Source organism: Demequina gelatinilytica (genome assembly GCF_000971115.1).
In the GTDB taxonomy this organism is placed as follows: Bacteria; Actinomycetota; Actinomycetes; order Actinomycetales; family Demequinaceae; genus Demequina; species Demequina gelatinilytica.
Map to the genome: position 1 here is coordinate 113,986 of NZ_BBLV01000009.1, position 26,048 is coordinate 140,033.

Sequence of the window (26,048 nt, forward strand, 5' to 3'; positions counted from 1 at the left end):
AGCAATCGTAGGGACCCCTGACCGCCCTCGACGCGGTTTCGGACGTGAGAAGACCCACACGTCACGAATGGGCAAAAGCCCTCACGATCCCGACCGCCCGGACGACCGCGCAGGCGCGTCAGCCGGCCCAGCGCTCCAGGATCGCCTCGCGCTCCGCAGCCGACGGGCGCTCATCCAACCGGGCGGCGGCGATGACCCGGTCCCAGGCGCGCGACTCCTCGACGAGCCCCGGTGCGAGCTCCTCCGTGCGCGCCAGGAATCCGTCGAGGATGTCCCTGAGGTCCCCGTGCGCGAGCAGCGTCCGGGTGCGGGCGACATCGGCCTCCGCGGGCGCTCCCATCGCGTTGTTCCAGTCGATCACGACCGGTCCGTCGGCCCACAGCACGTTGAGATGGTGCAGATCCATGTGGCACAGCACGCGCGGCCCCGCAGCCACGAGCGACTCGAGATCGGCAAGCGCCGCGTCCCGCATCGTGCCTGGCATATCAGCTTCTCGGATCTGGAATCCGAGGAAGTCCTCGGGGCCGATCAGCGCCGGCGCCGTCACGGCGCGGATCCGCTGCTGGACCGTCGCGAGCACCTCGCCCACGCCGCGCGCACCGATGACGTCGCCATGTACCGCGAGCGACGGGCCCTCGATGCACTCGAAGGTCAAGGTAGGCGGATCCGCGTCGAGCGCGGCATCGAGCAGCGCCGGCACCAGGAGACCTGCATCCATGGCGGCACGGGAGCCCTCCGCCTCGAGATGAGCGACGATGCGCGGGATGCCCGGATCGAAGCTCTTCACCACGGTGCCGTGCGCGCCCCGCCGCACCACCGCCGTCGCACCCCGGGCGATCTCCTCGCCCTCGATCCACGTCATCCGTACGTGTCCCGGGGTCCCCGGCCCTTCACCGATCGGGGTCCCTTGGTCCAGGACCGTGCGGTAGGCCCGAGCACCTTGAGCTCCGTGACGATCTCACGGCCGAACTCCTCGTTGATCCGATGGCGGACCTGCCCGGACATGATCTGCAGCTGCGTCGCCCAGGCGGTCGACTTCGCCTTCACCGTGAGCACGCCCTCCTCGAAGCCGAGCGGCTCGCAGTTGTCGGCGATGCGATCGCCGATGACGTCGCGCCATCGTGCGGTGACAGAGGAGACCTCGATCTGCTCGGTCCATCCCATGCGTCGCAGCAGCGCCGCGACCGCGTCGCTCATGGGCGCCGGATCGCGGCCCTTGCCGTAGGGCACGGTGTCACGCCGGGCCTGCTCGCGCTGCTTGCGCCCTTGTCGCGGGCTGGTGCGCGTCGCGCCGCGTTGACGTGCGGACGCCCGTGCGCGCTCGAGGGCCTCCCGTGCGAGGCGCGCGGCATCGGCTGGGACCAGCGGCTCGCCGACCGCGTCGCCTCCGCTCTGATCAGGGACGATGACGCCCTCACCAGGCTCGTCGCCATCCCGCGGTGTCTCACTCATCGCCCACACGTCCCTTGGTCACCGGGATCGCACGGCCCGCGAGCACCGCGGGGACGTCCTCCGCCACGGCCGCGGTGATGAGCACCTGGCTCGCCCGCTCGAGCCGCGCGGCGAGCGCGGCGCGGCGCCCCGCATCGAGCTCTGCGAACACATCGTCGAGGATGAGGACGGGTTCGCCGTCGGCTCCCGAGTCCGGACCGGTGTCCGAGGTGAGGAGGTCGTATGTGCCGATCCGCAGCGCAAGGGCGCACGACCATGACTCGCCGTGGCTCGCATAGCCCTTGGCGGGCATGCCCGCGAGACGGATGTCGAGGTCGTCCCGTTGCGGCCCCGCGAGGGTGACGCCGCGTTCGAGCTCCTTGGGCCGCACGTCGCGGAGCTTGGCCAGCAGCAGCTCCGAGAGCGCCACGGCATCCTCGGGCATCTCATCTGCCAGCGACGATGTATACACGATCGCGCATTCGCCACCGTCCGGCGCGACGTCCTGGTAGGCCTTCCACACGTGCGGTCCAAGGGCCCGCACCGCGCGCAGCCGGGCCGCGACGATGCGTCCGCCCAGCTCGGCGAGCTTCTCGTCCCAGATGTCGAGCATGGTCAGGTCCCCGCGCGCGTGCCGCGAGGTCTTGAGCATCGAGGTGCGCTGACGGAGCACCCGTTCATAGTCGCTCAGGTCGCCGGCGAGCGCGGGCTGCAGCGCGACGCAGAGCTCGTCCATGAAGGCGCGGCGGCCGGACGGATCGCCCTTGACGAGCGCGAGGTCCTCGGGAGCGAACAGCACGGTACGGAGGATCCCGAGCAGGTCGCGGGGACGCGCCGCGCCCCTGTTGAGACGCGCCGTGTTCGCGCGGCCGGCGTTGAGCGTGACCTCGAGACCGAGCGATCTGCCCGCCTTCTCCACCTTGGCGCGGACGATTGCCCGCTCGGCTCCGAATCGGATGAGCGGAGCGTCCGCCGCCACCCGGTGCGACCCGAGCACGGACAGGTACCTCAACGCCTCGACGAGGTTGGTCTTGCCCTGCCCGTTGCGCCCGACGAACGTGGTCACTCCCGGACCCAGCTCGACCTCCGCCTGCGCATATGAGCGGAAGTCCGCGAGCTGGACGTGGGTGACGCGCACTACGACGCGATGCGGATGGGCACCAGGAGGTAGCGGAAGTCCGCCGCGACCTCGCCGCCCGGCTCCGACAGGCCCACGAACTCGACAGGCTTGGTCTCCTGGGTGAAGCCCAGCTGCACGAAGTCAGTTCCGAGGGCGGAAAGCCCGTCCAGCAGGTACTGCGGGTTGAACGCGACCGTGATCGGGTCCCCATGGAGGTGGGCGGTCAGCGCCTCCGACGCCTGTGCATCGTCGCTCTGGCCGGCGTCGAGCGTGACCTCGCCCTCGGCGAAGGCGAGCCGCACGGACGAGTTGCGCTCGGCCACGAGCGCGACGCGACGCGTCGCGTCGATGAGGTCCTGCGTCCGGACCGTCGCGGTGATGGGGCTCGACTCGGGGAACAGGCGGCGCACCTGGGGGTAGTCGCCGTCCATCAGGAGCGAGGTGGTCACCAGGCCGCCGGCCTCGAAGCCGATGAGGTCCATGCCCTGGCCGGAGCTCAGCGCGACCGTGACCTCGCCGGCTCCGAGCGCCTTCGCGGTGTCGGCCAGCGTCTTGGCACGTACGAGCGCGACGGCGCTGATGTCGGGCTTCGACGGGGTCCAGTCGAGCTCGCGCAGCGCGAGACGGTAGCGGTCGGTCGCGAGCAGCGAGATGTGCGAGCCCTCGATCTCGACCCGCACCCCGGTGAGGATCGGCAGGGTCTCGTCACGCGATGCTGCCGAGGTGACCTGCGCGACGGCCTGCTGCAGCGTCGAGCCGTCGATGGTGCCGGAGTGCTCCGGCAGCTCGGGCAGCGACGGGTACTGGTCGACCGGCATGGTGGCGAGCGTGAAGCGGGAGGCGCCGCACGTCACGGAAACCTTGGTTCCCTCGAGCGAGAGCTGCACCGGCTTGTGCGGGAGCGCGTTCGCGATCTCGCGGAGGAGCCGCCCGCTCACCAGGACCTCTCCGGCCTGCTCGACATCGGCGGGGAACTCGCCGCGCGCGGAGACCTCGTAGTCGAAGCTCGCGAGACGGACGAGTCCCTCGGCGTCGGCGGTGATCCTGACTCCCGCGAGGACGGGGACGGGCGGACGTGCCGGGACGGCACGCGACGTCCATGCGACGGCGTCTGCCAGAACGTCGCGCTCGACGGTGAACTTCATGCTTGCTCCTCTGATTCTGACCACAGACTATGCCACGGGTCGGACGATGCAGGTAGGCGTCTCAGGCGGTCGGCCGGCCCCGGTGGCGCGGGCGCTGATGAAGGCCATGTGGACAATCACAAGAAGGTGGTCTCATGGTCGTATTAGGCACCGTGGATTCTGTGGAGTTCTCGCGTCCGGCCTGGAAATGACAGGAATCCAGTTGTGAGCGAACTGAGGGTGAGAGCTGCCGAGGCTGGGGACGACCCGGGGACGGGCCTGACGGGCGCGTCGGAATTCTTGTCATTCTTCACAGGCCGTCCCCTGTGGACTCAGCACGTCATCCACGGGCGTCCACAGAGTTTTCCACATTTGTGAGGGAAATGGCCGTGGTGAGCCCGCCGCGACGCTGTGAGGGCCTCTGAGGGCGCCTCTTGCACGGGCATCGTTCCTTGTCGGGAAGGCTGGCGGCACATTCCGGGCGGTGTCGCATCCCGGTCCCGGGGGTCATGAGGAGCTGGGGTCGCGGGAGGTTCGCGCCTGACGAACGATTCCGGCTGTCCTCGCATGTGTGGGCGTGTCGCGGTCGCCTGAGGCCCGGATCCGTTCGTCAGGAGGGCTCAGGAGCGAGGTATGCGGCGGCTATCGCGGGCAACCGCTCCACGGTTGCTGCCGACTGATCGCGTTGTATCGGCTCCTGACGAAGGAATCGACCTCTCCCGCCGCCCGAGGGACCCCTTCACGCTCGGAAGGCCCGGATTCGTTCGTCAGGAGCCGTCGAGGCGAGGGACCCGCGCCAGCAGCTCCACCGGCACCGCGGCGTGAGGTGGTGGAGGAACGGGCGTAGGAGGCCCGTGCAGCTCGCGCCAGCCGTGGGGCGTGCGCCCGGCACAGGGGCTCCTGACACGCGATTCGGGGCCCTCCCGGTGCGTCGGGAGGCCGCAGGCGCGTAGGAGGCGCGATTCCTTCACCAGGAAGGCTCGAGACGGACGATGCATCGGGAGACCGGTCGGGCATCGTCCTCGCGATGGGATGACGGCCGTGACCACCGCGCCGTCACGGCGCGTCCTGACGAACGTTTCGGGGGCTTCCGGGGCGGTGGAGGTGCGCGGGCGCGCCGAAGCCCCCGAAACGTTGCTCAGGAACGATCGAGGGCGGGGCAGGTGCGGCTACGCGCGGGACTGCTTGATGCGGGCGTGGATCTCGTTGACCTGGTTGTACATCTGGCGGCGCTGCGCGATCTGGTCCTCGACCTTCTTGACCGCGTACATGACCGTGGTGTGGTCCTTGCCGCCGAAGTGCTCGCCGATCTTCGGGAGCGACAGGTCGGTGAGCTGGCGGCAGAGGTACATGGCGATCTGACGTGCGGTGACGAACACCCTGGAGCGGCTGGTGCCTGTGAGCTCCTCGATCGAGATGCCGAAGTACTCCGCGGTCTTGCCGATGATCGAGGCCGCCGTGATCTCGGAGTCGTCATCGGAGATGAGGTCCTTGAGCACCACCTGGGCGAGGGAGAGGTCCACCGGCTGGCGGTTGAGCGCAGCGAACGCGGTGACGCGGATGAGCGCGCCCTCGAGCTCGCGGATGTTGCTCGTGATGTTCGACGCGATGTACTCGAGGACGTCGGAAGGCGCCTGGACCGCATCGGCCGCGGCCTTCTTCCGGAGGATCGCGACGCGGGTCTCGAGGTCCGGCGGCTGGACGTCCGTCATGAGACCCCACTCGAAGCGGGTGCGCATGCGCTCCTCGATGCCGTCCAGGTAGCGAGGGCTGACATCCGAGGTGATGACCACATGCTTGCCGGCGTTGTGCAGCGCGTTGAAGGTGTGGAAGAACTCCTCGAGCGTCTGCTCCTTGCCCTGAAGGAACTGGATGTCGTCGATGAGGAGGACGTCGACCTCGCGGTACGTGCGCTTGAAGCTGAGCGAGCGATCGTCACGGATCGAGTTGATGAAGTCGTTGGTGAACTCCTCGGAGTTCACGTACCTCACCCGGGTCTGCGGCTTGAGGTGACGGGTGTAGTGGCCGATCGCGTGGAGCAGGTGGGTCTTGCCCAGCCCCGAGCCTCCGTAGATGAAGAGCGGGTTGTATGTCTTGCCGGGGGACTCGGCGACGGCGAGGGCGGCGGCGTGCGCGAAGCGGTTGGACGGGCCGATGACGAAGGTGTCGAAGGTGTACCGGGGGTTGAGGTGCGGGTCCTCGACCACGAGCGGAGCCGGTGGCTCGGGCCGCCTGACCGGTGGCCGCGGAGCCTCGTCGCCCGAGGCGTCGCCGGCTGCGGGCTCGGGAGGCGTGACAGACGAGTCGACCGTGACAGCGATGCGGACGTCGCGGCCGAGCACCTCGCTCAGAGCCTCGGTGACCGGACCGCGCAGCGTGGTCTCGACGTAGTTCTTGGTGAAGTCCTCGGCGACGGCGAGGAACACGTTGTCCTCGACCACTGCCAGGGGCTTCACGAGTCGAAGGAAGGATCGCGCCTGACCGCCGAGCGAACCGTCCTCGGAGAGGAAGTCCAGTGCTCCGCGCCAGATGGCGTCGATCGATTCAGGGGCAGGCTCTGCCGCCACTGGCGTCACCCCCAAGGTGTTTCCACAGGTTTGCTCACAGTCGGTGCATGGCCCGTCACCTGTGCGTTACCGCGTGTTCGCGTGTCGCTCACATGGTGCGTGGCCGTGATGGTGGAGCCTATCCTGTTCGGGTGGCGGGTCCCAAGGGCGCGCCGCGATTTGACCCTCGCCGTGGATAACGCGTAACGTAAGTGCGCTGATTTGACCATGCCCTGAAACTTGGAGTTACCCGTGAGCAAGCGGACTTTCCAGCCGAACAACCGCAAGCGCGCTAAGACGCACGGCTTCCGTCTGCGCATGCGCACGCGTGCCGGTCGCGCGATCCTGGCGACGCGTCGCCGCAAGGGCCGCGGCAAGCTCTCGGCCTAAGGTTGCTGCCGGCCGACGCGCGACTGCGATCGTCCGCGGAGTTCCGCTCCGCGATGCGATCGGGGATCCGCAGCGGCCGGCGCACCGTCGTGGTGCACGTGGCGCTGACCGGCGATGCTCGACGCATGGCCGGTTTCGCTGTTTCTAAGGCCGTAGGAGGTGCGGTGACCCGCAATCGCGTCAAGCGACGCCTTCGCGCGGTCATGCAGTCGCGTCTCTCGGCTCTTCCCGAGGGCACCTCGGTGGTCCTCCGAGCCCTGCCGCCTGCCGCCGACGCGTCGTTCGCGACGCTCGAGGGAGATGTCGACGGTGCCTTGCGGCACGCGATGTCGAAGGTAGGACGATGAGCATCGCGGGCAAGGCGTTGACGGGGGCGATCCGCGGCTATCAGCTGACGATCTCGCCGCTGACGGGCCCGCGCTGCAAGTACCACCCGACATGCTCGCACTTCGCGATCGAGGCGATCCAGGTCCATGGAGCCTTCGTCGGCACCGGCCTCGCCGGCTGGCGCCTGCTGCGATGCAACCCTTGGAGCAACGGCGGTGTCGACGACGTGCCGGCCAAGGGCGAACGACTCTTCCGGATCACGCGCAATAATGCCGCGATGCTCCCGGACCCGACCCCAGCACGCCCGATCTAAGGACAACTGTGGACACTCTGCTCTTCCCGCTCGAGTGGGTCGTCGCCAATGTGATGGTGATCTGGCACTGGATCTGGTCGGCCATCGGCCTCGATCCCGCCGCCGGCATCACCTGGGCCCTGTCGATCGTCGGCCTCGTGATCACCATCCGTGCCGCGCTGATCCCGCTGTTCGTCAAGCAGATCAACGCGTCCCGCGCGATGCAGGTGATCGCGCCTGATCTCAAGAAGATCCAGGACAAGTACAAGGGCAAGAAGGACCAGGCGTCTCGCGAGGCCATGAGCCGCGAGACCATGGAGCTGTACTCCAAGCACAAGACGAACCCGTTCGCGTCGTGCCTGCCGATGCTGATCCAGGCACCGATCTTCTTCGCGCTGTTCCGCGTGCTCAACGGCCTCGAGGGCAACGCCACGCCAGGTGCTCCCACCCAGGGCATCGGAATGCTGTCCGACACCCTCATGGAGCAGGCGCAGAGCGCGACGCTGTTCGGCGCGCAGCTCTCGGAGACCTTCCTGCGGGGTGCCAGCGTCGAGGGCAAGATCCTCTCGGCCGTGCTGATCGTCGCGATGGTCGCCACCACCTTCCTCACGCAGCATCAGCTCACGCGCAGGAACCTGCCGGCCTCGGCGCTCGAGGGCCCGATGGCTCAGCAGCAGAAGATCCTCATGTACGTGCTGCCGTTCATCTTCGTCATCTCCGGCCCCAACTTCCCGGTGGGTGTCCTCATCTACTGGACCACCACCAACGTGTGGACGTTCGGGCAGCAGTGGTACGTGATCCGCAACAACCCGACTCCGGGATCGGACGCCTACCGTGCGTACCAGGAGCGCATGGCCGCCAAGGCCGCCAAGAAGGCGGCACACGGTGGGACCGACGCGAGCACCGCCGTGATCGAGGCGGAGGCCGTCGACGAGTCCGGCCCCAAGCGGTCCGGCCAGCGCCAGCAGCCCAAGCGTAAGAACCGTGGCGGAGCCAAGCCTCAGCAGCTTCCCGCCGCCGATGACCTTCCCGCCAGCGATGACAAGGACCCGTCATGACCGACAACATCAAGAAGCTCGACGCCGAGGGCGACGTCGCAGCGGACTTCCTCGAGGAGCTGCTCGACATCCTCGACATGGACGGCGACATCGACATCTCGGTGGAGGCCGGTCGCGCGAAGGTGGCGATCGTCGCCGATGGTCCGAGCCAGGACCTCAAGCGGCTGGTCGGTCCCGACGGCGAGGTGCTCGAGGCGCTTCAGGACCTCACCCGTCTCGCCGTCCAGTCCGAGACCGGCGAGGTCAGCCGGCTCATGCTCGACATCGCGGACTTCCGCGCGGGCCGTCGTGAGCGTCTCGCCGAGCAGGCACGCGAGGCTGTCGCGCAGGTGCGCGAGTCCGGTGCGCGCGTCGCTCTTCCGGCGATGAACGCGTTCGAGCGCAAGGTCGTCCACGACGTGGTGCTCGAGGCGGGCCTGTCCTCCGAGTCGGAGGGGGAGGACCCCCAGCGTTACGTCGTGGTGCTCCCCGCCTGACGTTTCACGTGAAACAGTGATGACGGAGCAGAGCCTGCGGGACGACCCGCTGCACGGTAGCGACGCGGTACGCGAGTACTTCGGCGACGTGTACCCGCGCGTCCTTGCCTTCGCGGAGATGCTGGCGGAGCAGGGTGTGGACCGTGGTCTCATCGGTCCGCGCGAGGTCACGCGGCTATGGGAGCGTCACATCCTCAACTCGGCGGCTCTCATGCCGTTCATCGGAGAGGGCCGGGTCGCGGACGTGGGCTCGGGCGCCGGGCTCCCGGGCCTGGTGCTGGCGGCGATGGATCCCGATCGGGACTACGTGCTCGTGGAGCCGATGGAGCGACGGACGCAGTGGCTGTTCGAGGCTGCGCGCGCATGCGGCATCGAGAACGTGTCGGTGGTCCGCGGTCGTGCGGAGGAGGTCACCGAATCCGTGGAGGTCGAGGTGGTGACCGCGCGCGCGGTGGCCGCGATCGACAAGCTGGTGAAGTGGTGCAGCCCGCTGCTTGTGCCCGATGGACGCATGGTGCTCCTCAAGGGACGGAGCGCGGCGGATGAGCTCGAGCGTGCCAAGTACACGCTCCGCAAGCAGAGGTTCGTGGGCGAGGTGCACCGTGCCGGAACGGTTCCCGGCGTGGAGGCCACCACCGTGGTGGTGCTCACCCGGGCGTGATCTCCACAGAGCGTCTCCACAACGATATGCACAGCGATCCGTACGGGAATCGGCCACTTCGGAGGCAGTTCTCCACAGGATCGTGAGCTCGCTGTCAGACCTCTGGAGCACGCTTGTCACAGTGATGAGGGCTTGCGAGCGGCACCTGCCGCTGGGGTAGAGTCGGAGACTCTGGCGCCATCGTGACGCGCCGGGACAAGGTCCTTCGGAAGAGGGACCGCGCCTTGTTTCACGTGAAACGATGACAACGAGGTCCGGCGTGAAGATCGGCTTGAGGAAGGGAACTGGGTGTCCAGCGACAAGACACATGACTCGATCGTGTCGGATGAGCCTCGGCGAGGCGCCACCACCGCTGTTTCACGTGAAACACACGATCCGTTCGACCGTCTTGCCGAGGATGCCGGCAGCCCTTTGGCGACGGAGATGATGGCGATGGAGCGGCAACGCCGTGCTCTCGAGAACGCCGACTTCCCCAAGCCGCCGCGCACCCGTGTCATCGCCGTCTCGAATCAGAAGGGCGGCGTGGGGAAGACCACCACGTCGGTCAACGTGGCGGCCGCATTGGCCAAGCGGGGCGCCAACGTGCTGGTGATCGACGCGGATCCGCAGGGGAACGCGTCGACAGCGCTCGGTGTGGACCACCGCTCGGGTACACCGTCGATCTACGACGTCCTCCTTGATGAGACCCCCATGGCCAAGGTCGCGCAGAGGTGCCCTGACATCGACACGCTCTGGTGCGTGCCCGCGACGATCGACCTCGCGGGCGCCGACATCGAGCTCGTGTCCGTGGTGCGTCGCGAGTTCCGTCTCCACGACGCTCTCAACGAGCTGCTCTCAGGTCCGGGGAAGGACCTGGACTACGTCTTCATCGACTGCCCCCCGAGCCTCGGTCTGCTCACGCTCAACGCGATGGTCGTGGCCACCGAGGTGCTCATCCCCATCCAGTGCGAGTACTACGCGCTCGAAGGGCTGACGCAGCTCATGAAGACCGTCGAGATGGTGCGCAAGCACCTCAATCAGGGCATCCACGTCTCTACCATCGTGCTGACGATGTACGACGGCCGCACCAACCTCGCGCGCGAGGTTGCGAACGAGGTGAGATCGCACTTCCCGTCGCAGACGCTCGAGCAGACGGTTCCGCGCTCTGTGCGCGTGTCGGAGGCGCCAGGATTCGCACAGACCGTCATCACGCATGACCCTCATTCCTCGGGTGCGGTCGCCTACACGGCGATCGCTCGTGACATCGCGGTGCGGGGCGCCGCAGGATCGGAGAACAGGTGAGCAAGGCGAAGCGTGGGCTTGGCAGGGGGCTCGGTGCGCTGATCCCTACGGAGCCCGAGTCGGAGGGCGCCGGCGTCGAGACGCGGGAACGTCCACGTGACGTGTTCTTCTCGGACACGTCGACCGCGACCATCCCGACCATCACGCAGGTGTCGGAGGATGGGGAGCTTGTCCCGGTGCCGGGTGCGTCGTTCGCGCACATCGACCCGGGCTCCGTAGTCCCGAACCCCCGTCAGCCGCGTTCGGTCTTCGATGAGGACGCGCTCGCCGAGCTCGTGGCGTCGATCAAGGAGATCGGTGTCCTGCAGCCCATCGTGGTCCGGCCCAACCCCGCGGGGGAGGGCTACGAGCTCATCATGGGTGAGCGGCGCCTGCGCGCCACCAAGGAGGCGGGGCTCACCGAGATCCCCGCGATCATCCGCTCGACGGATGACACGGACATGCTCCGCGACGCGCTCGTGGAGAACCTTCACCGGAGCCAGCTCAACCCGTTGGAGGAGGCAGCCGCCTATCAGCAGCTGCTCGAGGACTTCGGGATCACGCATGAGGAGCTGGCCGCACGCATCGCGCGTTCGCGTCCGCAGATCTCCAACACCTTGCGCCTGTTGAGGCTGCCCGCGACCGTGCAGCGGCGGGTCGCCGCCGGCGTGCTCAGCGCGGGACACGCGCGTGCGCTGCTGGGTCTCGACTCGCCCGAGGCGATGGAGCACCTGGCGAACCGCATCGTGGCGGAGGGGCTGTCGGTCCGCGCCACCGAGGAGGCGGTCGCGCTCGGCGTGGACACGCCCAAGCAGCGACGCGGCTCCACGCGTGCAGGGGGACGCACGGAGGCTCTCGACGAGCTCGGCGGACGCCTGGGCGACCGCTTCGACACCCGAGTGAAGATCAAGCTGGGCCGGGCCAAGGGTTCGATCACCATCGACTTCGCCACGGTCGACGATCTCAACCGGATCGTGGCGCTCATCGATCCGCAGGACCCGGGAGTGCTCGCGCAGCAGTAGCACCCGTACCGACGAGCACGAAGGCCCCGGTCCATGGCGGACCGGGGCCTTCGTGCAGGTGCAGCGGGTTCAGGCTCGCGCGGCCGCCGTCTCGACAACCTCGCGGTACACGGCACCCAGATCGAGGCCTGCCGCCTCCGCCGCCTGCGGGAACAGCGAAGTCTCGGTCATACCAGGGGCGATATTGATATCGATCACCTGGGGGAGGCCCTCCGAATCGAGGATGAGATCGATGCGAGAGAGGTCGCGCAGGTCCATCGAGCGATGCACCAGCAATGCGGTGGCGGCGGCGGCCTCTGCCTGAGCCTGGGAGAGACGGGCGGGCGCGAAGTACTCGACCCTGCCGGGGTTGTACCGCGCGTCGTAGTCGTATGCGCCATCGGTGACGGTCTCGACCGCCGGCAGCACGCGGGCGGACTCACCGGTACCGATCACGCTCATGGCCAGCTCGGTCCCCTCGACGAAGCGCTCGACCAGCGCGGTGTCGCCATACGCGAAGCAGTGGACCATCGCCCTGGCGAGATCCTCGCGGTCGTGCACGATCGACACGCCCAACGCCGACCCGCCGCGCACCGGCTTCACCACCACGGGAAGGCCGAACCGGGCCACCACCGTGTCGAGCACCTGCTCCGCTCCGACCTCGCGGAAGAGCGACTGGGGGAGCGTGACGTAGTCCGGGGTCGCGACGCCGTTGCGCAGCATCACCGCCTTGGAGACGGCCTTGTTCCAAGCGACGCGTGCCGAGTGCGAGCCGGTCCCGACGAAGGGGAGGCCGACCAGCTCGAGGAGCGCCTGGAGTGACCCGTCCTCGCCGGTGGCACCGTGGACCAGGGGCCAGACCACATCCACATCGCCGTGACGGAGCGTCGGGATGAGCTCGGTGTCGACGTCCACGAGCGAGACCTTGTCGACGGTGCCCCGAAGGGCGTCGTGCACGCGCCGTCCGGAACGGATGGACACGTCGCGCTCATGGGAGAGGCCGCCGGCGAGGATCAGGGCATGCATGAAGGTCCCTTCAGTCAGAAGAGGTCGGGTGAGGGGAAGTCGACGGTGTCTCCGCCTCCGCCGCCGGCCGTGCCGAAGATGCGGACGGTCTCGAGCTCCGCGTCGACCACGGTGGCGAGCCGCCGCACCCCCTCCCGGATCCGGTCCGGGGTGGGGAAGCAGTAGGACAGGCGCAGATGATCCGTGCCGGAGCCATCGATGTAGAACGCGCTGCCGGAGACGTACGCGACGCGCGCGGTGATGGCGCGAGGCAGCATCGACTTGGCATCCAACCCGTCGGGGAGCTTGACCCAGACGTAGAAGCCGCCGTCGGGCACGTTCCACGAGGCCTCGGGGATGTGCTCGCTGAGCGAGGAGATCATGGCGTCCCGACGCTCGCGGTACTGCTCGCGGAACTTCTTGATCTGACCCTGCCAGTCGAAGTGGTCGAGGTAGGTCGCGATCGCCATCTGCGAGGCATTGGACGGGGACAGGATCGCGGCCTCCGACGCGAGCACCAGCTTCTCGCGTACGGCATGGGGTGCGACGGCCCATCCCACGCGGTAGCCAGGAGCGAAGGTCTTGGAGAAAGACCCCAGGTAGATGACCCCTTCGGGGCTCATGGAGCGCATGGCGGGCAGCGGCTCCTGATCGAAGCCCAGCAGTCCGTAGGGGTTGTCCTCGAGCACCAGCACGCCGTGGCGCTGGCAGATCTCGAGCACGCGGGGACGCCTCTCGAGCGACAGCGTCACGCCTCCGGGGTTGTGGAAGTTCGGCACCGTGTAGAGGAACTTCACCCGCTTGCCCGCGGAGGCGAGCCGCGTGAGCGTGGCCTCGAGCGCCTCGGGGATGAGCCCCTGCGCGTCCATCGGGACGTGGACCACCTCGGCCTCATGGGCGCGGAAGACGCCGAGCGCCCCCACGTAGGACGGTGCCTCCGCCACGATCACGTCGCCGGGATCGATGAAGATCTTGGTGACCAGGTCGAGAGCCTGCTGCGAGCCCGTGGTGACCACCACATCGTCCGGATGCGCAGAGATGCCCTCGAGCGCCATGACGTCGAGGATCTTCTCGCGGAGGGCAGGATCACCCTGGCCGGAGCCGTACTGGAGCGCGACCTCGCCCTGCTCGACGATGAGCCGGCGGCTCATCTCCCCGAGCTCCTCGAGGGGCAACCCGCCGATGAACGGCATGCCGCCTGCGAGCGAGACCACCTCGGGTCGGCTCGCGACGGCGAAGAGAGCTCGGATCTCCGAGGCGCGCATCTGGTGCGCACGCTGCGCATAGGACCCGTACCAGGGGTCGAGGCGCGTTCCTTCGCGAGGAGTGGGAGTGCCGTCGCTCATGGGCCAAGTCTGGCACGTGAGCCGAGGTCCAGAGGGCAGCCTCGTGGACCCCGGCCGCGCGAGCGTCAGGGGGCGACGGGAGCCCCGATGACCTCGTCGAACAGCTGGACCAGCGCGGGCTTGGGGCGGGCGCCCACCACGGACTTCACCACCTGGCCATCCTTGAAGAAGCTCATGGTGGGGATGGAGGTGACCCCGTAGGCCATCGCGAGGTCGGGATTGGCGTCGGTGTCGACCTTGACCACCTTGAGGCGGCCCGCATACTCCTCGGCGAGCTCGTCCAGGAGCGGCGCGACGGCTCGGCACGGCCCGCACCAGGTGGCCCAGAAGTCGACGACCACGGGGACCGAGGACTGGAGAACCTCGGCGGGGAAGCTGTCGACGGTCGCGTTCACCGGCGCGGTCGGGAGCTCCGCGACCGGGGCGGGCGCCGCCTCCGCGGCCTCCGCCGGGGCAGGCTCGGCATCCGCGAGGGAGTCGAGGTGGTGCTGGGCGTCGAGGGCGGCGGCGCAGCCCGAGCCCGCAGCCGTGATGGCCTGGCGGTAGCGGTTGTCGACCAGGTCGCCGCACGCGAAGACGCCGTCGACGTTGGTCGCGGTGGTGCGGCCCGACACCAGCACGTAGCCCTCGGCGTCGGTGTCGACCACGCCCTTGACCAGCTCGGAGCGGGGCTCGTGCCCGATCGCGACGAACAGGCCCGTGGCGGCCAGCGTCGACTCCTCGCCCGAGACGCGGTTGCGTACGCGCACACCCTCGAGCTTCGCGTCGCCGTCGAGCCCGATCACCTCGGAGTTCCACACGAACTCGATCTTCGGGTCCGCCTTGGCGCGGTCGGCCATGATCTTGGACGCGCGGAGCTCGTCACGGCGGTGCACCAGGTAGACCTTGGACGCGAAGCGCGTGAGGAACGTGGCCTCCTCGACGGCGGAGTCGCCGCCGCCGACCACCACGACCGTCTGGTCGCGGAAGAAGAACCCGTCGCACGTCGCGCACCACGACACACCCTTGCCCGACAGCCGCTTCTCATCGTCCAGACCGAGCTCACGGTAGGCGGAGCCGGTCGCGAGGATCACGGCCTTCGCGGTGTACGTGCCGGACATGCCCGTGACCACGGTCTTGACCGGGCCCTCGAGGTCCAGCGACGTGGCATCGTCGAACAGCACCTCGGCACCGAACCGCTCGGCCTGCGCCTGCAGGGTCTCCATGAGCTCCGGACCCTGCACGCCCTCCACGAAGCCGGGGAAGTTCTCCACCTCGGTGGTGTTCATCAGCGCGCCGCCCGCGGTGATCGACCCGGCCACCACCAGCGGCGCGAAGCCCGCACGCGCGGCGTAGATGGCAGCGGTGTACCCGGCAGGACCGGATCCGACGATGATGAGGTTGCGGGTCTCGCTCACGATGGTTCCTTGAGGTTGGGATGACCCGCCGGGCACGGCGGGGACGGCGTTTCCAGAACAGATGGTACGGGGACGATGTTCCCGTTCCCAGCGGCGTTCGCCGCCGGTGATCAGCCGGATGGGTCCGGCGCGGGATCGAGCGACGCCGTCACGCCGGGGTTGGGGATGGACGACGGGTCCTGCTCGATCACGATGTCGGGATCGAGGGGCGAGTCGAGCCACCCGAGCGCCAGCATGACGGCGAAGGCGACACCGACGATGGCGACGGCGAGCACCACGCGTGTGCCGTTGAGAGGGCCTCCGTGGATCGCGCGCTCCTGCGCGCGCCGGTGGCTGCGTGCGAGGGGCGCGGAGCCGGGGAACCTCCGGTGCAGCGAGGCGAGGACCAGCTCCCATGTCCCGGGATCCCGGACGCGGTTCTGGTCCGCGACCATGATCTCGAGCGTGTCGAATGCGGCCTCATGGCGATCGGCGGGCCGGTCGACCGCAGGGATGGACTCGGTGACACCCTCGGGCTCGGAGGTCGCCAGGGGCTCCTGCACCGCGGGCTCGGCGAGCATCGCGAGGACGGAGGCGTGAAGGCCGGGCTCCGACCGCTCCTCGGCGAGCGCCGCGTCGGCGTTGCGCTGGGCCGAGGCGAGCGTGTCGTGGCTGACGAGCGCACGGGCGGCGGCGCGCGCCTCCGACTCGCGCCGTGCCTCCTCCTGCGCCTTGCGCAGCGCGCGCTCGGAAGCCTCCTGCTCGAGGCGCGGCGTCAGCGGCAGCTCGTCCACCGTCGCCGCGAAGTCGACGAGCGCACGCGAGTCCGCCGCCACGAGCGCCGCGACCACCTGCGCGACGGTCGTGGGCCCCGTGCCCCGCAGCGACGCGAGCACGAGCGATCGGGCCTGGTCGGGAAGGCCGTCCGGGAGGTCGTCCGCGGTCGCCTCGGCGAGATCGACGCCGGTGAGCGCACGCACGAGCAGCGCCACGAGCGCCCGTGCATCGGCCTCCTCGGCCGGGACGGCGATGAGGCCGGCCGCGGCCGCGGTCTCGCCATCCACGCCGAGGCCGGCGACCACGACGCGTCCGCGCGGGGAGACGGTGATGCAGCTCGGCCTGACGAAGCCGTGGGACATGCCGTGCGCCCGCGCGACGGCGAGCGCACGCGCGGTGCCGGCGGCGATCGCGAGGGCGCGACGCGGGTCGATGCGATGCGTCGCGAGGACGTCGGCGAGCACCGCGCCGGGCACGTGCTCGATCGCGACGTAGGTGACGGGACCCTGCTCCGTGTCCTCCTGGCCCGTGGCGATGATGCGCGCGAGGCGGGGGTCGCGAAGGCGCGAGGCACGGGTGGCGTCGCTGCGGACCTGGGCCGCGCACTCGCGCGGCACCACATCGACCACGGTGCGTCGACCCAGGCGCGAGTCCTGCGCGAGGAAGCGGCTCACGCCGGGGATGTCATGGTCGATCTGCTCGAGCAGGGTGAACCGCGCACCCAGGACCGTGCCCGATCTCACCTGTTCTGTACCCCCGTGCTCTGTTCGCGACTATCGTACGGTGCGGCGCAGACGGCGGAGGATCGGACCGAAGACGTCGCCGGCCTCGGGCACCCGGAGCACGCGCAGCAGCAGGAAGTAGACCGCGCCCATGAGCGGGATCAGCACCGCCAGCGCGCCGAAGGCGACCAGCAGGGCGTTCATCTTGTCGTCGAGGTCCGGCTCAGGGATGAACCTCAGCAGCGACCATCCCACGACACCGGTGACGGCGGCGGCGAGAGCGGCGCGCAGGAGCACCGGGACGGTCCGCCGGCCGTCGAGGCCGCCGAGGCGCTTGCGTACGCCGGCCGCGCGCAGCACCACCCCGACCACGTTCGACAGGCTGAGCGTGAGGGCGACCCCTGCGGTCCACCACTCGCGAGGCAGCGCATCCTGGGCGAGCACCATGCCCACCAGCCATGCGATGGTCACGGGGATCTGGATGTAGAACACCGCGCGCCCGTCCTCGAGCGCGAAGAACACCCGCTTGAACACGAGCAGCAGCGCGAGCGGAACCGCGCCGAGCGAGAGGGCCATGAGCACGTACGCGACGGACATGACCTCGTCGTTGGGCTGCACCGGCAGCGAGACGCGCACGATGGCAGGGGCGAGCGCGAACAGCACGGCGGTGGACCACAGCGAGAACACGGTGACGATGCGCAGGCCGCGCACCGTGGTCTCGCGCAGCGCGGTCGTGTCCTTCGCCGCGGCGAAGCGCGCCATGGGTGTGCCGAGAGCGGTGACCAGCGACACGGTCACGAGCGAATGCGGGACCAGGTACAGCATGAGGGCGTTGAAGTACGCCGCGTTGCCCGCGATCGAGAGGTCGATCGCGCCGTCGACCCCCACGTTCGCGGATGAGGCGATGCGCGTCGCGACGAGCACGCCCACCTGATCGAGCAGGATCGCGCCGAGCGCCCATCCCGCGACGGACGTCACGCCTCGGAGCTCGCCCTTCGGGCCGCTCCACACGGCGCGCCAGCGGTACCCGCCGCGCCGCAACGGCCAGATGAGGATCAGCGCCTGAGCGGCGATGCCCAGCGTGGCGGTGCCGGCCAGCAGCGAGATCTGCGCGGGTCCCCAGCCCCCGAGGCGCTCACCGGCGACGAAAGCGTCGTCCGCCAGGTAGCCGCCGTAGACCGCCAGGTAGATCGCCAGGCCGGCGATCGACACGATGTTGTTGAGCACCGGGGCCCACATGTACGGGCCGAACTGCTCGCGCGCGTTGAGCACCTGGCCGAGGATCGTGTAGACGCTGTAGAAGAACAGCTGGGGGATCACCCAGTAGGCGAAGCCGATCGCGAGCCCGCGCTGATCCGCGCTCCAGTCCTGCGTGTAGAGCTGCACGAACACGGGTGCCGCGAGGGTCAGCAGCACCGTGAGTCCGAGCGATCCGAACACGCCGAGGGTCACGAGCCGATCCACGGTGCGCTTGCCGTCGGGCCGTCGGAACGCGCGCACGATCTGCGGCACCAGCACCGCGTTGAGCACGCCGGCCGCGACGATCGCGTAGAGCGCGTTCGGGATCTTGTTCGCGACGTCGTAGGAGTTGCCCGCCACGGTGTTGACGCCGATCGCCGCCGCCAGCATGGCGTTGCGGGCGAAGCCCAGCGCGCGCGACACGAACGTGCCCGAGGCCATCACCAGGGTGTTGCGACCCAGCGACGCAGGCTTGCGGGCCTCCTCCGAGCCGGGGGCGAGCGAGTCCTCCTCGGTCATGTCAGGCTTGCTCCTCAGGTCCGGTCTGATCGGTGCGCGTGTCCTTGCGGCCGCGCCGCACCGTACGGATCACGCCCAGCACGAGCATCGCGATGAGGCCCACCGTGAAGACGGCCGTCACCGCGGTGCCCCAATCGGCCCGCACGCGCACCGACATGCTCACCGGCGACGCGATGCTGCGGCCGTCGGTGTTGCGCAGCACGGTGCGCGCCTGGACGTTCGTGGAGGACACCGCCGACACCTCGACGGGCACCGTGGTGCTCGAATGCGCCGGCACGGTCACGGTGGGCGAGTCCCGGATCTGCAGGTTGGCGGAGAAGGAGGTCATGTCGACGACCACGGTCGCCTCGACGTCGAGGTCGTTCACCACCGTGACAGGCAGCGCTCCCTGGTCCGCGATGAAGTTGATGTCGGAGCCCGCCGCCACGTGCAACGCGCCGAGGGTGGCATCGACGGTGGTCTGCGCGTCGGTCAGCAGCAGCTCGCGGGCGAGCGTGTCCCCCCGCACCGTCCGGGCGAGCGGGGCGAGCAGCGCCGCCCCCCCGGGCCCCGTGATGTCCTCCGGGTCCTCCGCGACCACGCCCAGGTCCGCGAGACGGTCGAGACGCGTCGCGATCCCCGTGATCGCGGGGCGGCCCAGGTCGTCCTCCTCGCCGAGCAGCTCCTCGAGCCTCGCGCCGCGCTCCGCCGGCTCGGCCAGCACGTCCTGCACGCTTACCGGGGACACGAAGGACGCGCTCAGGAGCGCCGAGAGCGCGGTGGTCGCGGTCGTGGCCGTGGGGCTCCAGTCGTCGCCCGTCCACACCAGGACGGGGCCGTCGTGCTGGGAGGCGGTGAGCGCTGCGGCCGCGGTCGCCATCCCGGCGGCTCCGGGGGTGAGGGACGAGTCGGCCAGCGCGAGCTCCGACAACAGCGGGTCGGGCTGGAGCAGGGTCAGCTTCCACTCGCCGGCACCAGCGACGCGCGTCGCCGCGACGGGACGGGCGTCCGCGGCATCGTCCGCGTCCGGCACGACCAGAAGGGTGCGCGCGCCGTTCTCGGCCGCGTAGCGGACGATGGTCTTGTCCAGGCTCCCCACCATGCCCAGCCACGGGAGGCCTGCAAGCTCGCCGGTGCCCGCCTCGGCGCCGAGGCCCAGCGAGTAGTCGAGGACCTCGGTGCTCTCGGCGTGGGCGAGCGACACGAGGTCGGGGTCCTGTGCGGGCAGCCGCAGCGTCGAGTCCTCGTCGATCTCGACGTAGCCGCCGTCGAGCGCCGACCAGGCCGTGCCGTCGACCGCGAGCGTCACGCCCTCGAGCGCAGCCGCGTCCGCGACGGCGTCCACGCGGTCGGGCGTGCCGGTGGCCGTCGCGAGCGTCGCGAGGGAGAGCTCAGGGATGTCGGCGTCGTCCCACGTCACGGCGCCGGTCATGAGCGTGGTGCTCTCGCCGTCGGCCCGCAGCACCACGCGGATCCCGTGCACGCCCCACGAGTCCTCCTCGAAGGGCAGGCGGCGGTCGACGGACGTGACGGTGACGGTGGACGACGTCCCCGCCTCCAGCCGCGTGAAGGTGTCGGGCTCCTCGGGCTCGTCGTCCGCGTCGGACCCGGGGGTCGGCAGCGGGGTGGCCACCGGGCTGGTCATGGTGACCCCGACATCCGTGCCGCCCACGCTGACCATGCGCGCGGAGCCGCCGGCGAGGAACTCCGCGAGCCCCTCGCGGCTCTCGATCGGCTTGCGCGTGACCTGAAGGATCACGCGGGCGCCGTCGACGGCGGTGGTCGAGGGGTTGGTGACGGATACGGTCGCGTTCAGCGAGTCGCCCGGCTCCACCACGGGAGCGGGCGCCGACAGCACATCGCCGTCGAGCTGCGGCTCCTCCGTGTCGGTGGGCGCGGCCGTCGCGGGCAGCCCGATCGCGAGCGTCGCCAGCACCCCGGCGCCCGCAAGCGCCCGCCGCGCCGCGCGCGGGGCGCCGCGCATCGTCCCCCGGATCACGGCGCGATCGCGAGCAGGCGCGCGGCCGCCTGCGCCATCTTCCGCTCGTTGGGGTAGGCGAGCTCGCGGGTGAGGTCCGCCACCGCGATCCAGCGGGCGACCTCGGCCTCGTGGTCCGGGTCGTTCTCTGTGGTGATGATGCCGCCCTTGGCCTCGAGGAGGTAGTGGTGCACCACCTTGTGCACGCGGCGGTCGTCGCCCGTGAACCAGTAGTCGATGATGCCGAGCGGCTGGATGATCTCCGCGGTGATCCCCGTCTCCTCGGCGACCTCGCGGACCGCCGCGATCTCGGGGGTCTCGCCCTCCTCGATGTGACCCTTCGGGAGGCACCACTCGAGGCGGCCCGCACGGTTGCGTCGGCCGATGCACGCGGCGTACGCGATGCCCTCCTCGACGCGCACCGCGATCCCGCCCGCGGACGTCTCGTTGCTCACGGGAAGGTGAGGCGCACGATGCGCCACCCCTTCGCGCCGAGGCCGGACGCCGGCGCCCTGCGGGGGCATCGGCACGGGGCCGGGACGCGGGACGGGGGGCGTGGGCATGGCCCAACTCTAACGACCCCGCGGGGGCGCGAAGGGAGGCGGGACCGGGGGCGCGGCGGTCGCGGCGGCCGCCCGGCCGCGGTGCGGGACCCTCCGTCTGGGACACTGGTGCGGTGACTCCCGCCTCCACCGACCTCCCCACGCTCGACGTGCTGCGCCAGCGCGCCGCCGGGCTGTGGGCCGCGCTGCCACCCGAGATCACGCGTCTCGCGGAGTCCTTCTCCGCCGCGGGTCACGAGCTCGCGCTCGTGGGCGGGCCCGTGCGCGACGCGTTCCTGGGGCGCTCGAGCGCCGACCTCGACTTCACCACCTCCGCGCACCCCGAAGAGATCGAGCGGCTGCTCAAGCGCTGGACCGGCGCGACCTGGGACATGGGCCGCGAGTTCGGGACCATCGGCGGCCGTCGCGGGGACCTGGTGGTCGAGATCACCACGTACCGCGCCGACGAGTACGACGGCGAGTCGCGCAAGCCCGTGGTGGCCTTCGGGGACTCGCTCGCCGGGGACCTCGCGCGTCGCGACTTCACCGTCAACGCGATGGCGGTGCGCCTGCCGTCGCTCGAGTTCGTCGACCCCTTCGACGGGCTGTCCGACCTCGCGGGCGGGCTGCTGCGCACGCCGATCGCACCCGAGGTGTCCTTCGGCGACGATCCTCTGCGGATGATGCGAGCCGCGCGCTTCGCGTCGCAGCTGGGCTTCGAGATCGAGCCCGCGACGTTCGCGGCCATGTCCGCGATGGCGTCGCGCATCGAGATCGTGTCCGCCGAGCGCGTGCGGGACGAGCTGGTCAAGCTGCTCCTGGGCGCGTCCGTGCGCGAGGGTCTTGCCGCGCTCGTCGACTCCGGCCTCGCGGCGCATGTGCTTCCCGAGCTCCCGGCGCTCAAGCTCGAGGTGGACGAGCATCACCACCACAAGGACGTGTACGAGCACACCCTCACCGTGGTCGAGCAGGCGATCGAGCTCGAGACCGGCCCGGACGGTGCCGTGCCCGGCCCCGACCTGGTGCTGCGCCTCGCCTCGCTGCTCCATGACATCGGCAAGCCGCCGACCAAGCGGCTCGAGCCCGGGGGCGGTGTCTCCTTCCACCACCACGAGGTGGTCGGCGCGAAGATGGCGGCCAAGCGGCTCAAGGCGCTCCGCTTCGACAAGGACACCATCAAGGCGGTCGAGCACCTGGTGTTCCTCCACCTGCGCTTCCACGGCTACACGGATGCGCGCTGGTCGGACTCGGCGGTGCGCCGGTACGTGGTGGACGCCGGCGCGGAGCTCGAGCGCCTGCATCGTCTGACGCGCGCCGACGTCACCACGCGCAACAGGCGCAAGGCGGACCGCCTGTCCTTCGCCTACGACGACCTCGAGCACCGCATCGCGGAGCTGCGCGAGCAGGAGGAGGTCGACGCGATCCGTCCGGACCTCGACGGCACGCAGATCATGGCGATCCTGGGCATCGCGCCCGGCCGTGAGGTCGGTGCCGCCTACAAGCATCTGCTCGAGCTGCGCATGGAGCACGGCCCGCTGGGCGAGGAGCGTGCGGAGGCGGAGCTCAAGGCCTGGTGGGAGGCCCGCCAGGCCTGAGGCGGGTGTCCCGACCCGCAGGGGGCGTCGGCCGGATACGAGGCGGTCGGGACGGCGTCCCGTCCCGACCGCCCGGGTCACACCGCCGCAGGCAGCTGCGGGAAGATCGCCGCCACCGGCCCGTGGACGATGCTCCCGCCCACCGTCGCGAGGCCGCGGGCGAGAGCCGGGTCCTTGGCCGTGGCGACCTCCCAGCCGTCGTTCGCGAGGCGCAGCGCGTAGGGCAGCGTCGCGTTGGTGAGGGCCAGGGTCGAGGTGTTGCCCACCGCGCCGGGCATGTTCGCGACGCAGTAGAAGGTCGAGCCCTCGACCGTGTACGTGGGGGCCGCGTGCGTGGTGGGGCGCGAGTCCTCGAAGCAGCCGCCCTGGTCGATCGCGATGTCGACCAGCACGGAGCCGGGCTTCATGCGCGACACCAGGTCGCGGGACAGCAGCTTGGGGGCGCGGTCGCCCGCGACCAGCACGGCGCCGATCACCAGGTCCGCCTCGAGGCAGGCGCGCTCGACCTCGTAGGACGACGACACCACCGTCTTCACGCGGCCCGCGTAGAGCGCGTCGAGCTGACGCAGACGCGCGATCGAGAGGTCGAGCACCGTCACGTCCGCGCCCATCCCCACCGCCTGCGCGATGGCGTTCTGGCCGGACATCCCGGCGCCCAGCACCGTGACCTTCGCGGGCCGGACGCCCGGCACGCCGCCCAGCAGCACGCCGCGCCCGCCCTGCGAGGACTGGAGCGCGAAGGCGCCGACCATGGTGGCCATGCGGCCCGCGACCTCGCTCATGGGCGCGAGCAGGGGGAGCGAGCCGTCGGCGAGCGCGACCGTCTCGTAGGCGATGGCCGTCGTGCCCGAGGAGACCAGGGCGCGCGTGAGGGCCTCGTCCGCGGCGAGGTGCAGGTACGTGAAGAGCAGCAGCCCGTCACGGAGGTAGCCGTACTCGGACGCGATCGGCTCCTTGACCTTGATCACCATCTCGCAGGCCCAGGCCTCCTCGACGGTGCCGAGCACCGCACCGGCGAGCGCGTAGGACTCGTCGGAGAAGCCCGAGCCGTTCCCGGCGCCGGCCTGCACCACCACGGTGTGGCCCGCCGCGACGAGCTCGTGCACGCCCGCCGGGGTCGCGCCCACGCGGCGCTCGTTGTCCTTGATCTCTGCCGGGATGCCGATGCGCATCGCCGCTCCTCCCTGGCGCCCGAGGGTGCCGCTCCTTCGTCCGACTCACGCTGGTGCCGGACTTTCTTCGCCCGACTCCTACAATTGTTGGAGGAAGTTCACCAGGATCAAGCAATCGTGAACCAAGTCCCCGATTGCGGTGGAAATGGAGAAGGATCGATGGAGCAGAGCGTGCGAGAGGGCCTGCGGGCGAAGGGTGTTCGGCTCGACGACCTCGACGAGCGGATCCTCTGGGAGCTCATGCGCGATGCGCGGATCCCCAACGCCGCGCTCGCGGCCAGGCTCCACGTCGCGCCCTCCACCACCCACACGCGCGTCAAGGCGCTCCGCGAGGCGGGGGTGATCCGCAGCGCCCATATCGAGGTCGACTACGAGTCGCTCGGGCTCGACGTCCAGGGCATCGTCTCGGTCCGCCTCCGCGCGCAGGCGCGACCCCAGATCAAGAGCTACGCGGCGAAGGTCATCCAGCTGCCGAACGTCCTCTCGGTGTTCTTCGTCGGCGGCACCATCGACTTCCTCATCCACGTCGCGTGCACCTCGACCGCGCAGCTGCGCGACTTCGTGGCCAGCGAGCTCAGCATGGACCCCGCGGTCGCCTCCACGGAGACGAACATCGTGTTCGACCACCTCATCGGCCATGAGCACCTGGGCGCGGGCGGCCTCGCCGCCATGCGCGACACCATCAGCTAGGGACGATGCCGCGGGGGTCCGGGGGCAGCGGCACCCGTCACGCGGGGGACGGCACGCGCGGCGCGCGCGCGAACAGCGCGGCGACCACGAGGTACGCGACGCCGATGCCCGCCATGACGGCGCTCGAGTAGCCCGTCGGGGGGAGCAGCAGGGCCGCCACCGCCGCGCTCGACACGAAGGCGACGTTGTAGGCCACGTCGTAGAGGGTGAAGGCGCGCCCGCGGAAGTCGTCAGCGGTGTCCCGCTGGACGATGGTGTCGACGGCGATCTTGGCACCCTGCACCGCGACCGAGACGATCACGGCGGCGGAGAGGAGCGCCCATCGCGCGGACGATGCGGCGAGGAGCACGTGCGCGCATGCGCCGAGCACCAGCGCGCCCACGATCCACCGATGCGGCCCCACCCGCGGCGCGAGCCACGGGGTGATCACCGCGGCGATGCCGAAGCCGACGGCGGCGAAGCCCAGCACGGTCGCGAACTCGCCGATCGACTGCTCCGGGTGGTCGGGATCGCCGAGCACGTGCCGGGACATGAGGATCGAGGCGACGAACATCATCCCGTAGAGGAGCCGTTGCGCCGCCATGACGGACAGCGCGTGCAGCGGGGTCACGCGCCGTCGGAGGTAGCGGACCCCGGAGGCGAGCTCGGAGGCGAGCGCACGCAGCTGGGCGGCGAGGTGGAGCGCCGCGAGGGGGTCGGTGGGGCCGAGCGCGCGCCGCGCGAGCAGCGTGGTCGCCCCTGCGGAGGAGGAGAACGCGAGGGCCGATCCCACGAGCGCCGCGAGGGCGAGCGACGAGTCCGTCGCGGTGGGCAGCACGAGGGTCACGACGCCGCCGACGGCGGCGCCCGCCGCCGCCGCGATGGTGCCGAGCGTGGGCATGATCGCGTTCGCGGCCAGCAGCTCGCGTGCCGGGACCACGTTCGCGAGCCCCGCGGACATCGAGGCGAGCAGGAAGCGGTTGACCGACAGCGTGAGCAGCGCGAGCCCGTACTCGACCCAGGTCGGCCCGTCGAGGAGCACCACGGCGCCGATGGTCAGCGCCAGCGTGGTGCGCACCAGGTTCCCGACCAGGAGGATCCGCTGGCGCTGCCACCGGTCGATGAGCGGGCCCACGAAGGGTCCGACCAGCGTGAAGGGGGCCAGCAGGATCGCGAAGCCGAGCGCGATCTGACCCGGTGTCGCCGCCTCGGTCGGGTCGAAGAAGAAGGCGGTCGCGATCCCCACCTGGAACATGCCGTCGCCGGCCTGCGACAGCAGCCGCACGAGCGTGAGGCGGCGGAAGCCGCGCGCGCGCCACAGCCGGGCGAGGTCGCGGGCCAGGGTCACGGCACCCAGCGTAGGGGGAGGCGCCGACGGGCTCGGGCTCGCGCCGCGGCATCCGCCGGAATCCCTGGCCATACGGGTTGCAGCGCTGCAAGCGT

24 protein-coding genes are annotated in these 26,048 nt (G+C 70.3%); 10 read left to right on the top strand and 14 right to left on the bottom strand.

Annotation, left to right across the window (positions count from 1 at the left end; all coding sequences use genetic code 11):
* Positions 1-118: 118 nt before the first annotated feature.
* The 5 genes from AOM00_RS09310 to dnaA form a co-directional block, all read right to left on the bottom strand.
* On the bottom strand, positions 119-862 hold the full coding sequence (locus AOM00_RS09310; RefSeq protein WP_062517537.1) for a phosphotransferase: 744 nt from the start codon (positions 860-862) through the stop codon (positions 119-121).
* Complete coding sequence (locus AOM00_RS09315) at positions 859-1,452, bottom strand: DciA family protein (protein WP_062517538.1); 594 nt, start codon at positions 1,450-1,452, stop codon at positions 859-861. Before AOM00_RS09315 ends, AOM00_RS09310 begins: the two co-directional genes overlap by 4 nt.
* Positions 1,445-2,569, bottom strand: a complete 1,125-nt coding sequence (gene recF / locus AOM00_RS09320) for a DNA replication/repair protein RecF (protein WP_062517539.1) — start codon at positions 2,567-2,569, stop codon at positions 1,445-1,447. Before recF ends, AOM00_RS09315 begins: the two co-directional genes overlap by 8 nt.
* Complete coding sequence (dnaN, locus tag AOM00_RS09325) at positions 2,569-3,696, bottom strand: DNA polymerase III subunit beta (RefSeq protein WP_062517540.1); 1,128 nt, start codon at positions 3,694-3,696, stop codon at positions 2,569-2,571. Before dnaN ends, recF begins: the two co-directional genes overlap by 1 nt.
* Before the next feature lie 1,148 nt (positions 3,697-4,844).
* Positions 4,845-6,215, bottom strand: coding sequence for a chromosomal replication initiator protein DnaA (gene dnaA / locus AOM00_RS09330; protein WP_082096868.1), 1,371 nt, complete (start codon positions 6,213-6,215; stop codon positions 4,845-4,847).
* Between the two features lie 258 nt (positions 6,216-6,473).
* Here dnaA and rpmH point away from each other — a divergent pair, with 258 nt between their 5' ends.
* The 8 genes from rpmH (at position 6,474) to AOM00_RS09370 (ending at position 11,707) form a co-directional block, all read left to right on the top strand.
* On the top strand, positions 6,474-6,611 hold the full coding sequence (rpmH, locus tag AOM00_RS09335) for a 50S ribosomal protein L34 (RefSeq protein WP_062305430.1): 138 nt from the start codon (positions 6,474-6,476) through the stop codon (positions 6,609-6,611).
* Positions 6,612-6,613: 2 nt separating this feature from the next.
* Positions 6,614-6,958 carry a ribonuclease P protein component gene (gene rnpA, locus AOM00_RS09340; RefSeq protein WP_062517542.1) on the top strand — a complete coding sequence of 115 codons (345 nt, stop codon included), beginning with the start codon at positions 6,614-6,616 and terminating at the stop codon, positions 6,956-6,958.
* The gene (yidD, locus tag AOM00_RS09345; RefSeq protein WP_062517543.1) at positions 6,955-7,251 is read left to right on the top strand and encodes a membrane protein insertion efficiency factor YidD; all 297 of its coding nucleotides are present in this window, start codon (positions 6,955-6,957) and stop codon (positions 7,249-7,251) included. Before rnpA ends, yidD begins: the two co-directional genes overlap by 4 nt.
* A gap of 8 nt (positions 7,252-7,259) precedes the next feature.
* Positions 7,260-8,288, top strand: a complete 1,029-nt coding sequence (gene yidC / locus AOM00_RS09350) for a membrane protein insertase YidC (protein WP_082096856.1) — start codon at positions 7,260-7,262, stop codon at positions 8,286-8,288.
* Positions 8,285-8,764: a Jag family protein gene (locus AOM00_RS09355; RefSeq protein ID WP_062517544.1), complete on the top strand. Its 480-nt coding sequence runs from the start codon at positions 8,285-8,287 to the stop codon at positions 8,762-8,764. The genes yidC and AOM00_RS09355 overlap by 4 nt, the downstream gene beginning before the upstream one ends.
* 19 nt (positions 8,765-8,783) lie before the next feature.
* On the top strand, positions 8,784-9,425 hold the full coding sequence (gene rsmG / locus AOM00_RS09360) for a 16S rRNA (guanine(527)-N(7))-methyltransferase RsmG (protein ID WP_062517545.1): 642 nt from the start codon (positions 8,784-8,786) through the stop codon (positions 9,423-9,425).
* Positions 9,426-9,857: 432 nt separating this feature from the next.
* Positions 9,858-10,706 carry a ParA family protein gene (locus AOM00_RS09365; protein WP_062517577.1) on the top strand — a complete coding sequence of 283 codons (849 nt, stop codon included), beginning with the start codon at positions 9,858-9,860 and terminating at the stop codon, positions 10,704-10,706.
* Entirely contained in the window at positions 10,703-11,707 is a 1,005-nt protein-coding gene (locus AOM00_RS09370) for a ParB/RepB/Spo0J family partition protein (RefSeq protein WP_062517546.1), read from the top strand. Before AOM00_RS09365 ends, AOM00_RS09370 begins: the two co-directional genes overlap by 4 nt.
* Before the next feature lie 69 nt (positions 11,708-11,776).
* Here the strand turns inward: AOM00_RS09370 and AOM00_RS09375 are convergent, their stop codons facing one another.
* The 7 genes from AOM00_RS09375 to AOM00_RS09405 all read right to left on the bottom strand — a co-directional run bounded on the left by AOM00_RS09375 (position 11,777) and on the right by AOM00_RS09405 (position 21,190).
* Positions 11,777-12,712, bottom strand: a complete 936-nt coding sequence (locus tag AOM00_RS09375; RefSeq protein WP_062517547.1) for a D-alanine--D-alanine ligase family protein — start codon at positions 12,710-12,712, stop codon at positions 11,777-11,779.
* Positions 12,713-12,726: 14 nt separating this feature from the next.
* On the bottom strand, positions 12,727-14,037 hold the full coding sequence (locus AOM00_RS09380; RefSeq protein WP_062517548.1) for an aminotransferase-like domain-containing protein: 1,311 nt from the start codon (positions 14,035-14,037) through the stop codon (positions 12,727-12,729).
* 65 nt (positions 14,038-14,102) lie between these two features.
* Positions 14,103-15,434, bottom strand: a complete 1,332-nt coding sequence (trxB, locus tag AOM00_RS15805; RefSeq protein WP_062517549.1) for a thioredoxin-disulfide reductase — start codon at positions 15,432-15,434, stop codon at positions 14,103-14,105.
* Between the two features lie 110 nt (positions 15,435-15,544).
* Positions 15,545-16,933 (bottom strand): protein kinase family protein, encoded by a 1,389-nt coding sequence (locus AOM00_RS15810; protein ID WP_062517550.1) that lies wholly within the window; start codon positions 16,931-16,933, stop codon positions 15,545-15,547.
* Positions 16,934-16,963: 30 nt separating this feature from the next.
* Positions 16,964-18,670 carry a murein biosynthesis integral membrane protein MurJ gene (gene murJ, locus AOM00_RS09395; RefSeq protein WP_062517551.1) on the bottom strand — a complete coding sequence of 569 codons (1,707 nt, stop codon included), beginning with the start codon at positions 18,668-18,670 and terminating at the stop codon, positions 16,964-16,966.
* Position 18,671: 1 nt separating this feature from the next.
* On the bottom strand, positions 18,672-20,648 hold the full coding sequence (locus tag AOM00_RS09400; RefSeq protein WP_062517552.1) for a DUF6049 family protein: 1,977 nt from the start codon (positions 20,646-20,648) through the stop codon (positions 18,672-18,674).
* Positions 20,645-21,190 carry an NUDIX hydrolase gene (locus AOM00_RS09405; RefSeq protein ID WP_082096859.1) on the bottom strand — a complete coding sequence of 182 codons (546 nt, stop codon included), beginning with the start codon at positions 21,188-21,190 and terminating at the stop codon, positions 20,645-20,647. The genes AOM00_RS09400 and AOM00_RS09405 overlap by 4 nt, the downstream gene beginning before the upstream one ends.
* Positions 21,191-21,303: 113 nt before the next feature.
* Between AOM00_RS09405 and AOM00_RS09410 the strand changes: the two genes are divergently transcribed.
* The gene (locus tag AOM00_RS09410; protein ID WP_062517553.1) at positions 21,304-22,764 is read left to right on the top strand and encodes a CCA tRNA nucleotidyltransferase; all 1,461 of its coding nucleotides are present in this window, start codon (positions 21,304-21,306) and stop codon (positions 22,762-22,764) included.
* A 77-nt stretch (positions 22,765-22,841) separates the two neighbouring features.
* Here AOM00_RS09410 and ald read toward each other — a convergent pair whose 3' ends face one another.
* Complete coding sequence (gene ald, locus AOM00_RS09415) at positions 22,842-23,936, bottom strand: alanine dehydrogenase (RefSeq protein ID WP_062517554.1); 1,095 nt, start codon at positions 23,934-23,936, stop codon at positions 22,842-22,844.
* A gap of 159 nt (positions 23,937-24,095) precedes the next feature.
* Between ald and AOM00_RS09420 the strand changes: the two genes are divergently transcribed.
* Positions 24,096-24,626, top strand: a complete 531-nt coding sequence (locus tag AOM00_RS09420) for an Lrp/AsnC family transcriptional regulator (RefSeq protein ID WP_062517555.1) — start codon at positions 24,096-24,098, stop codon at positions 24,624-24,626.
* 37 nt (positions 24,627-24,663) lie between these two features.
* Here the strand turns inward: AOM00_RS09420 and AOM00_RS09425 are convergent, their stop codons facing one another.
* Positions 24,664-25,953: an MFS transporter gene (locus tag AOM00_RS09425; RefSeq protein WP_062517556.1), complete on the bottom strand. Its 1,290-nt coding sequence runs from the start codon at positions 25,951-25,953 to the stop codon at positions 24,664-24,666.
* Positions 25,954-26,048 lie beyond the last annotated feature (95 nt).

Bases quoted from the DNA above. Each gene is read 5' to 3' on its own strand.
- AOM00_RS09310 (WP_062517537.1), bottom strand. From the start codon at position 862: ATGACGTGGATCGAGGGCGAGGAGATCGCCCGGGGTGCGACGGCGGTG.
- AOM00_RS09315 (WP_062517538.1), bottom strand. From the start codon at position 1,452: ATGAGTGAGACACCGCGGGATGGCGACGAGCCTGGTGAGGGCGTCATC.
- dnaN (WP_062517540.1), bottom strand. From the start codon at position 3,696: ATGAAGTTCACCGTCGAGCGCGACGTTCTGGCAGACGCCGTCGCATGG.
- yidD (WP_062517543.1), top strand. From the start codon at position 6,955: ATGAGCATCGCGGGCAAGGCGTTGACGGGGGCGATCCGCGGCTATCAG.
- AOM00_RS09355 (WP_062517544.1), top strand. From the start codon at position 8,285: ATGACCGACAACATCAAGAAGCTCGACGCCGAGGGCGACGTCGCAGCG.
- rsmG (WP_062517545.1), top strand. From the start codon at position 8,784: ATGACGGAGCAGAGCCTGCGGGACGACCCGCTGCACGGTAGCGACGCG.
- AOM00_RS09365 (WP_062517577.1), top strand. From the start codon at position 9,858: ATGGAGCGGCAACGCCGTGCTCTCGAGAACGCCGACTTCCCCAAGCCG.
- AOM00_RS09375 (WP_062517547.1), bottom strand. From the start codon at position 12,712: ATGCATGCCCTGATCCTCGCCGGCGGCCTCTCCCATGAGCGCGACGTG.
- AOM00_RS09380 (WP_062517548.1), bottom strand. From the start codon at position 14,037: ATGAGCGACGGCACTCCCACTCCTCGCGAAGGAACGCGCCTCGACCCC.
- murJ (WP_062517551.1), bottom strand. From the start codon at position 18,670: ATGACCGAGGAGGACTCGCTCGCCCCCGGCTCGGAGGAGGCCCGCAAG.
- AOM00_RS09405 (WP_082096859.1), bottom strand. From the start codon at position 21,190: ATGCCCACGCCCCCCGTCCCGCGTCCCGGCCCCGTGCCGATGCCCCCG.
- ald (WP_062517554.1), bottom strand. From the start codon at position 23,936: ATGCGCATCGGCATCCCGGCAGAGATCAAGGACAACGAGCGCCGCGTG.
- AOM00_RS09420 (WP_062517555.1), top strand. From the start codon at position 24,096: ATGGAGCAGAGCGTGCGAGAGGGCCTGCGGGCGAAGGGTGTTCGGCTC.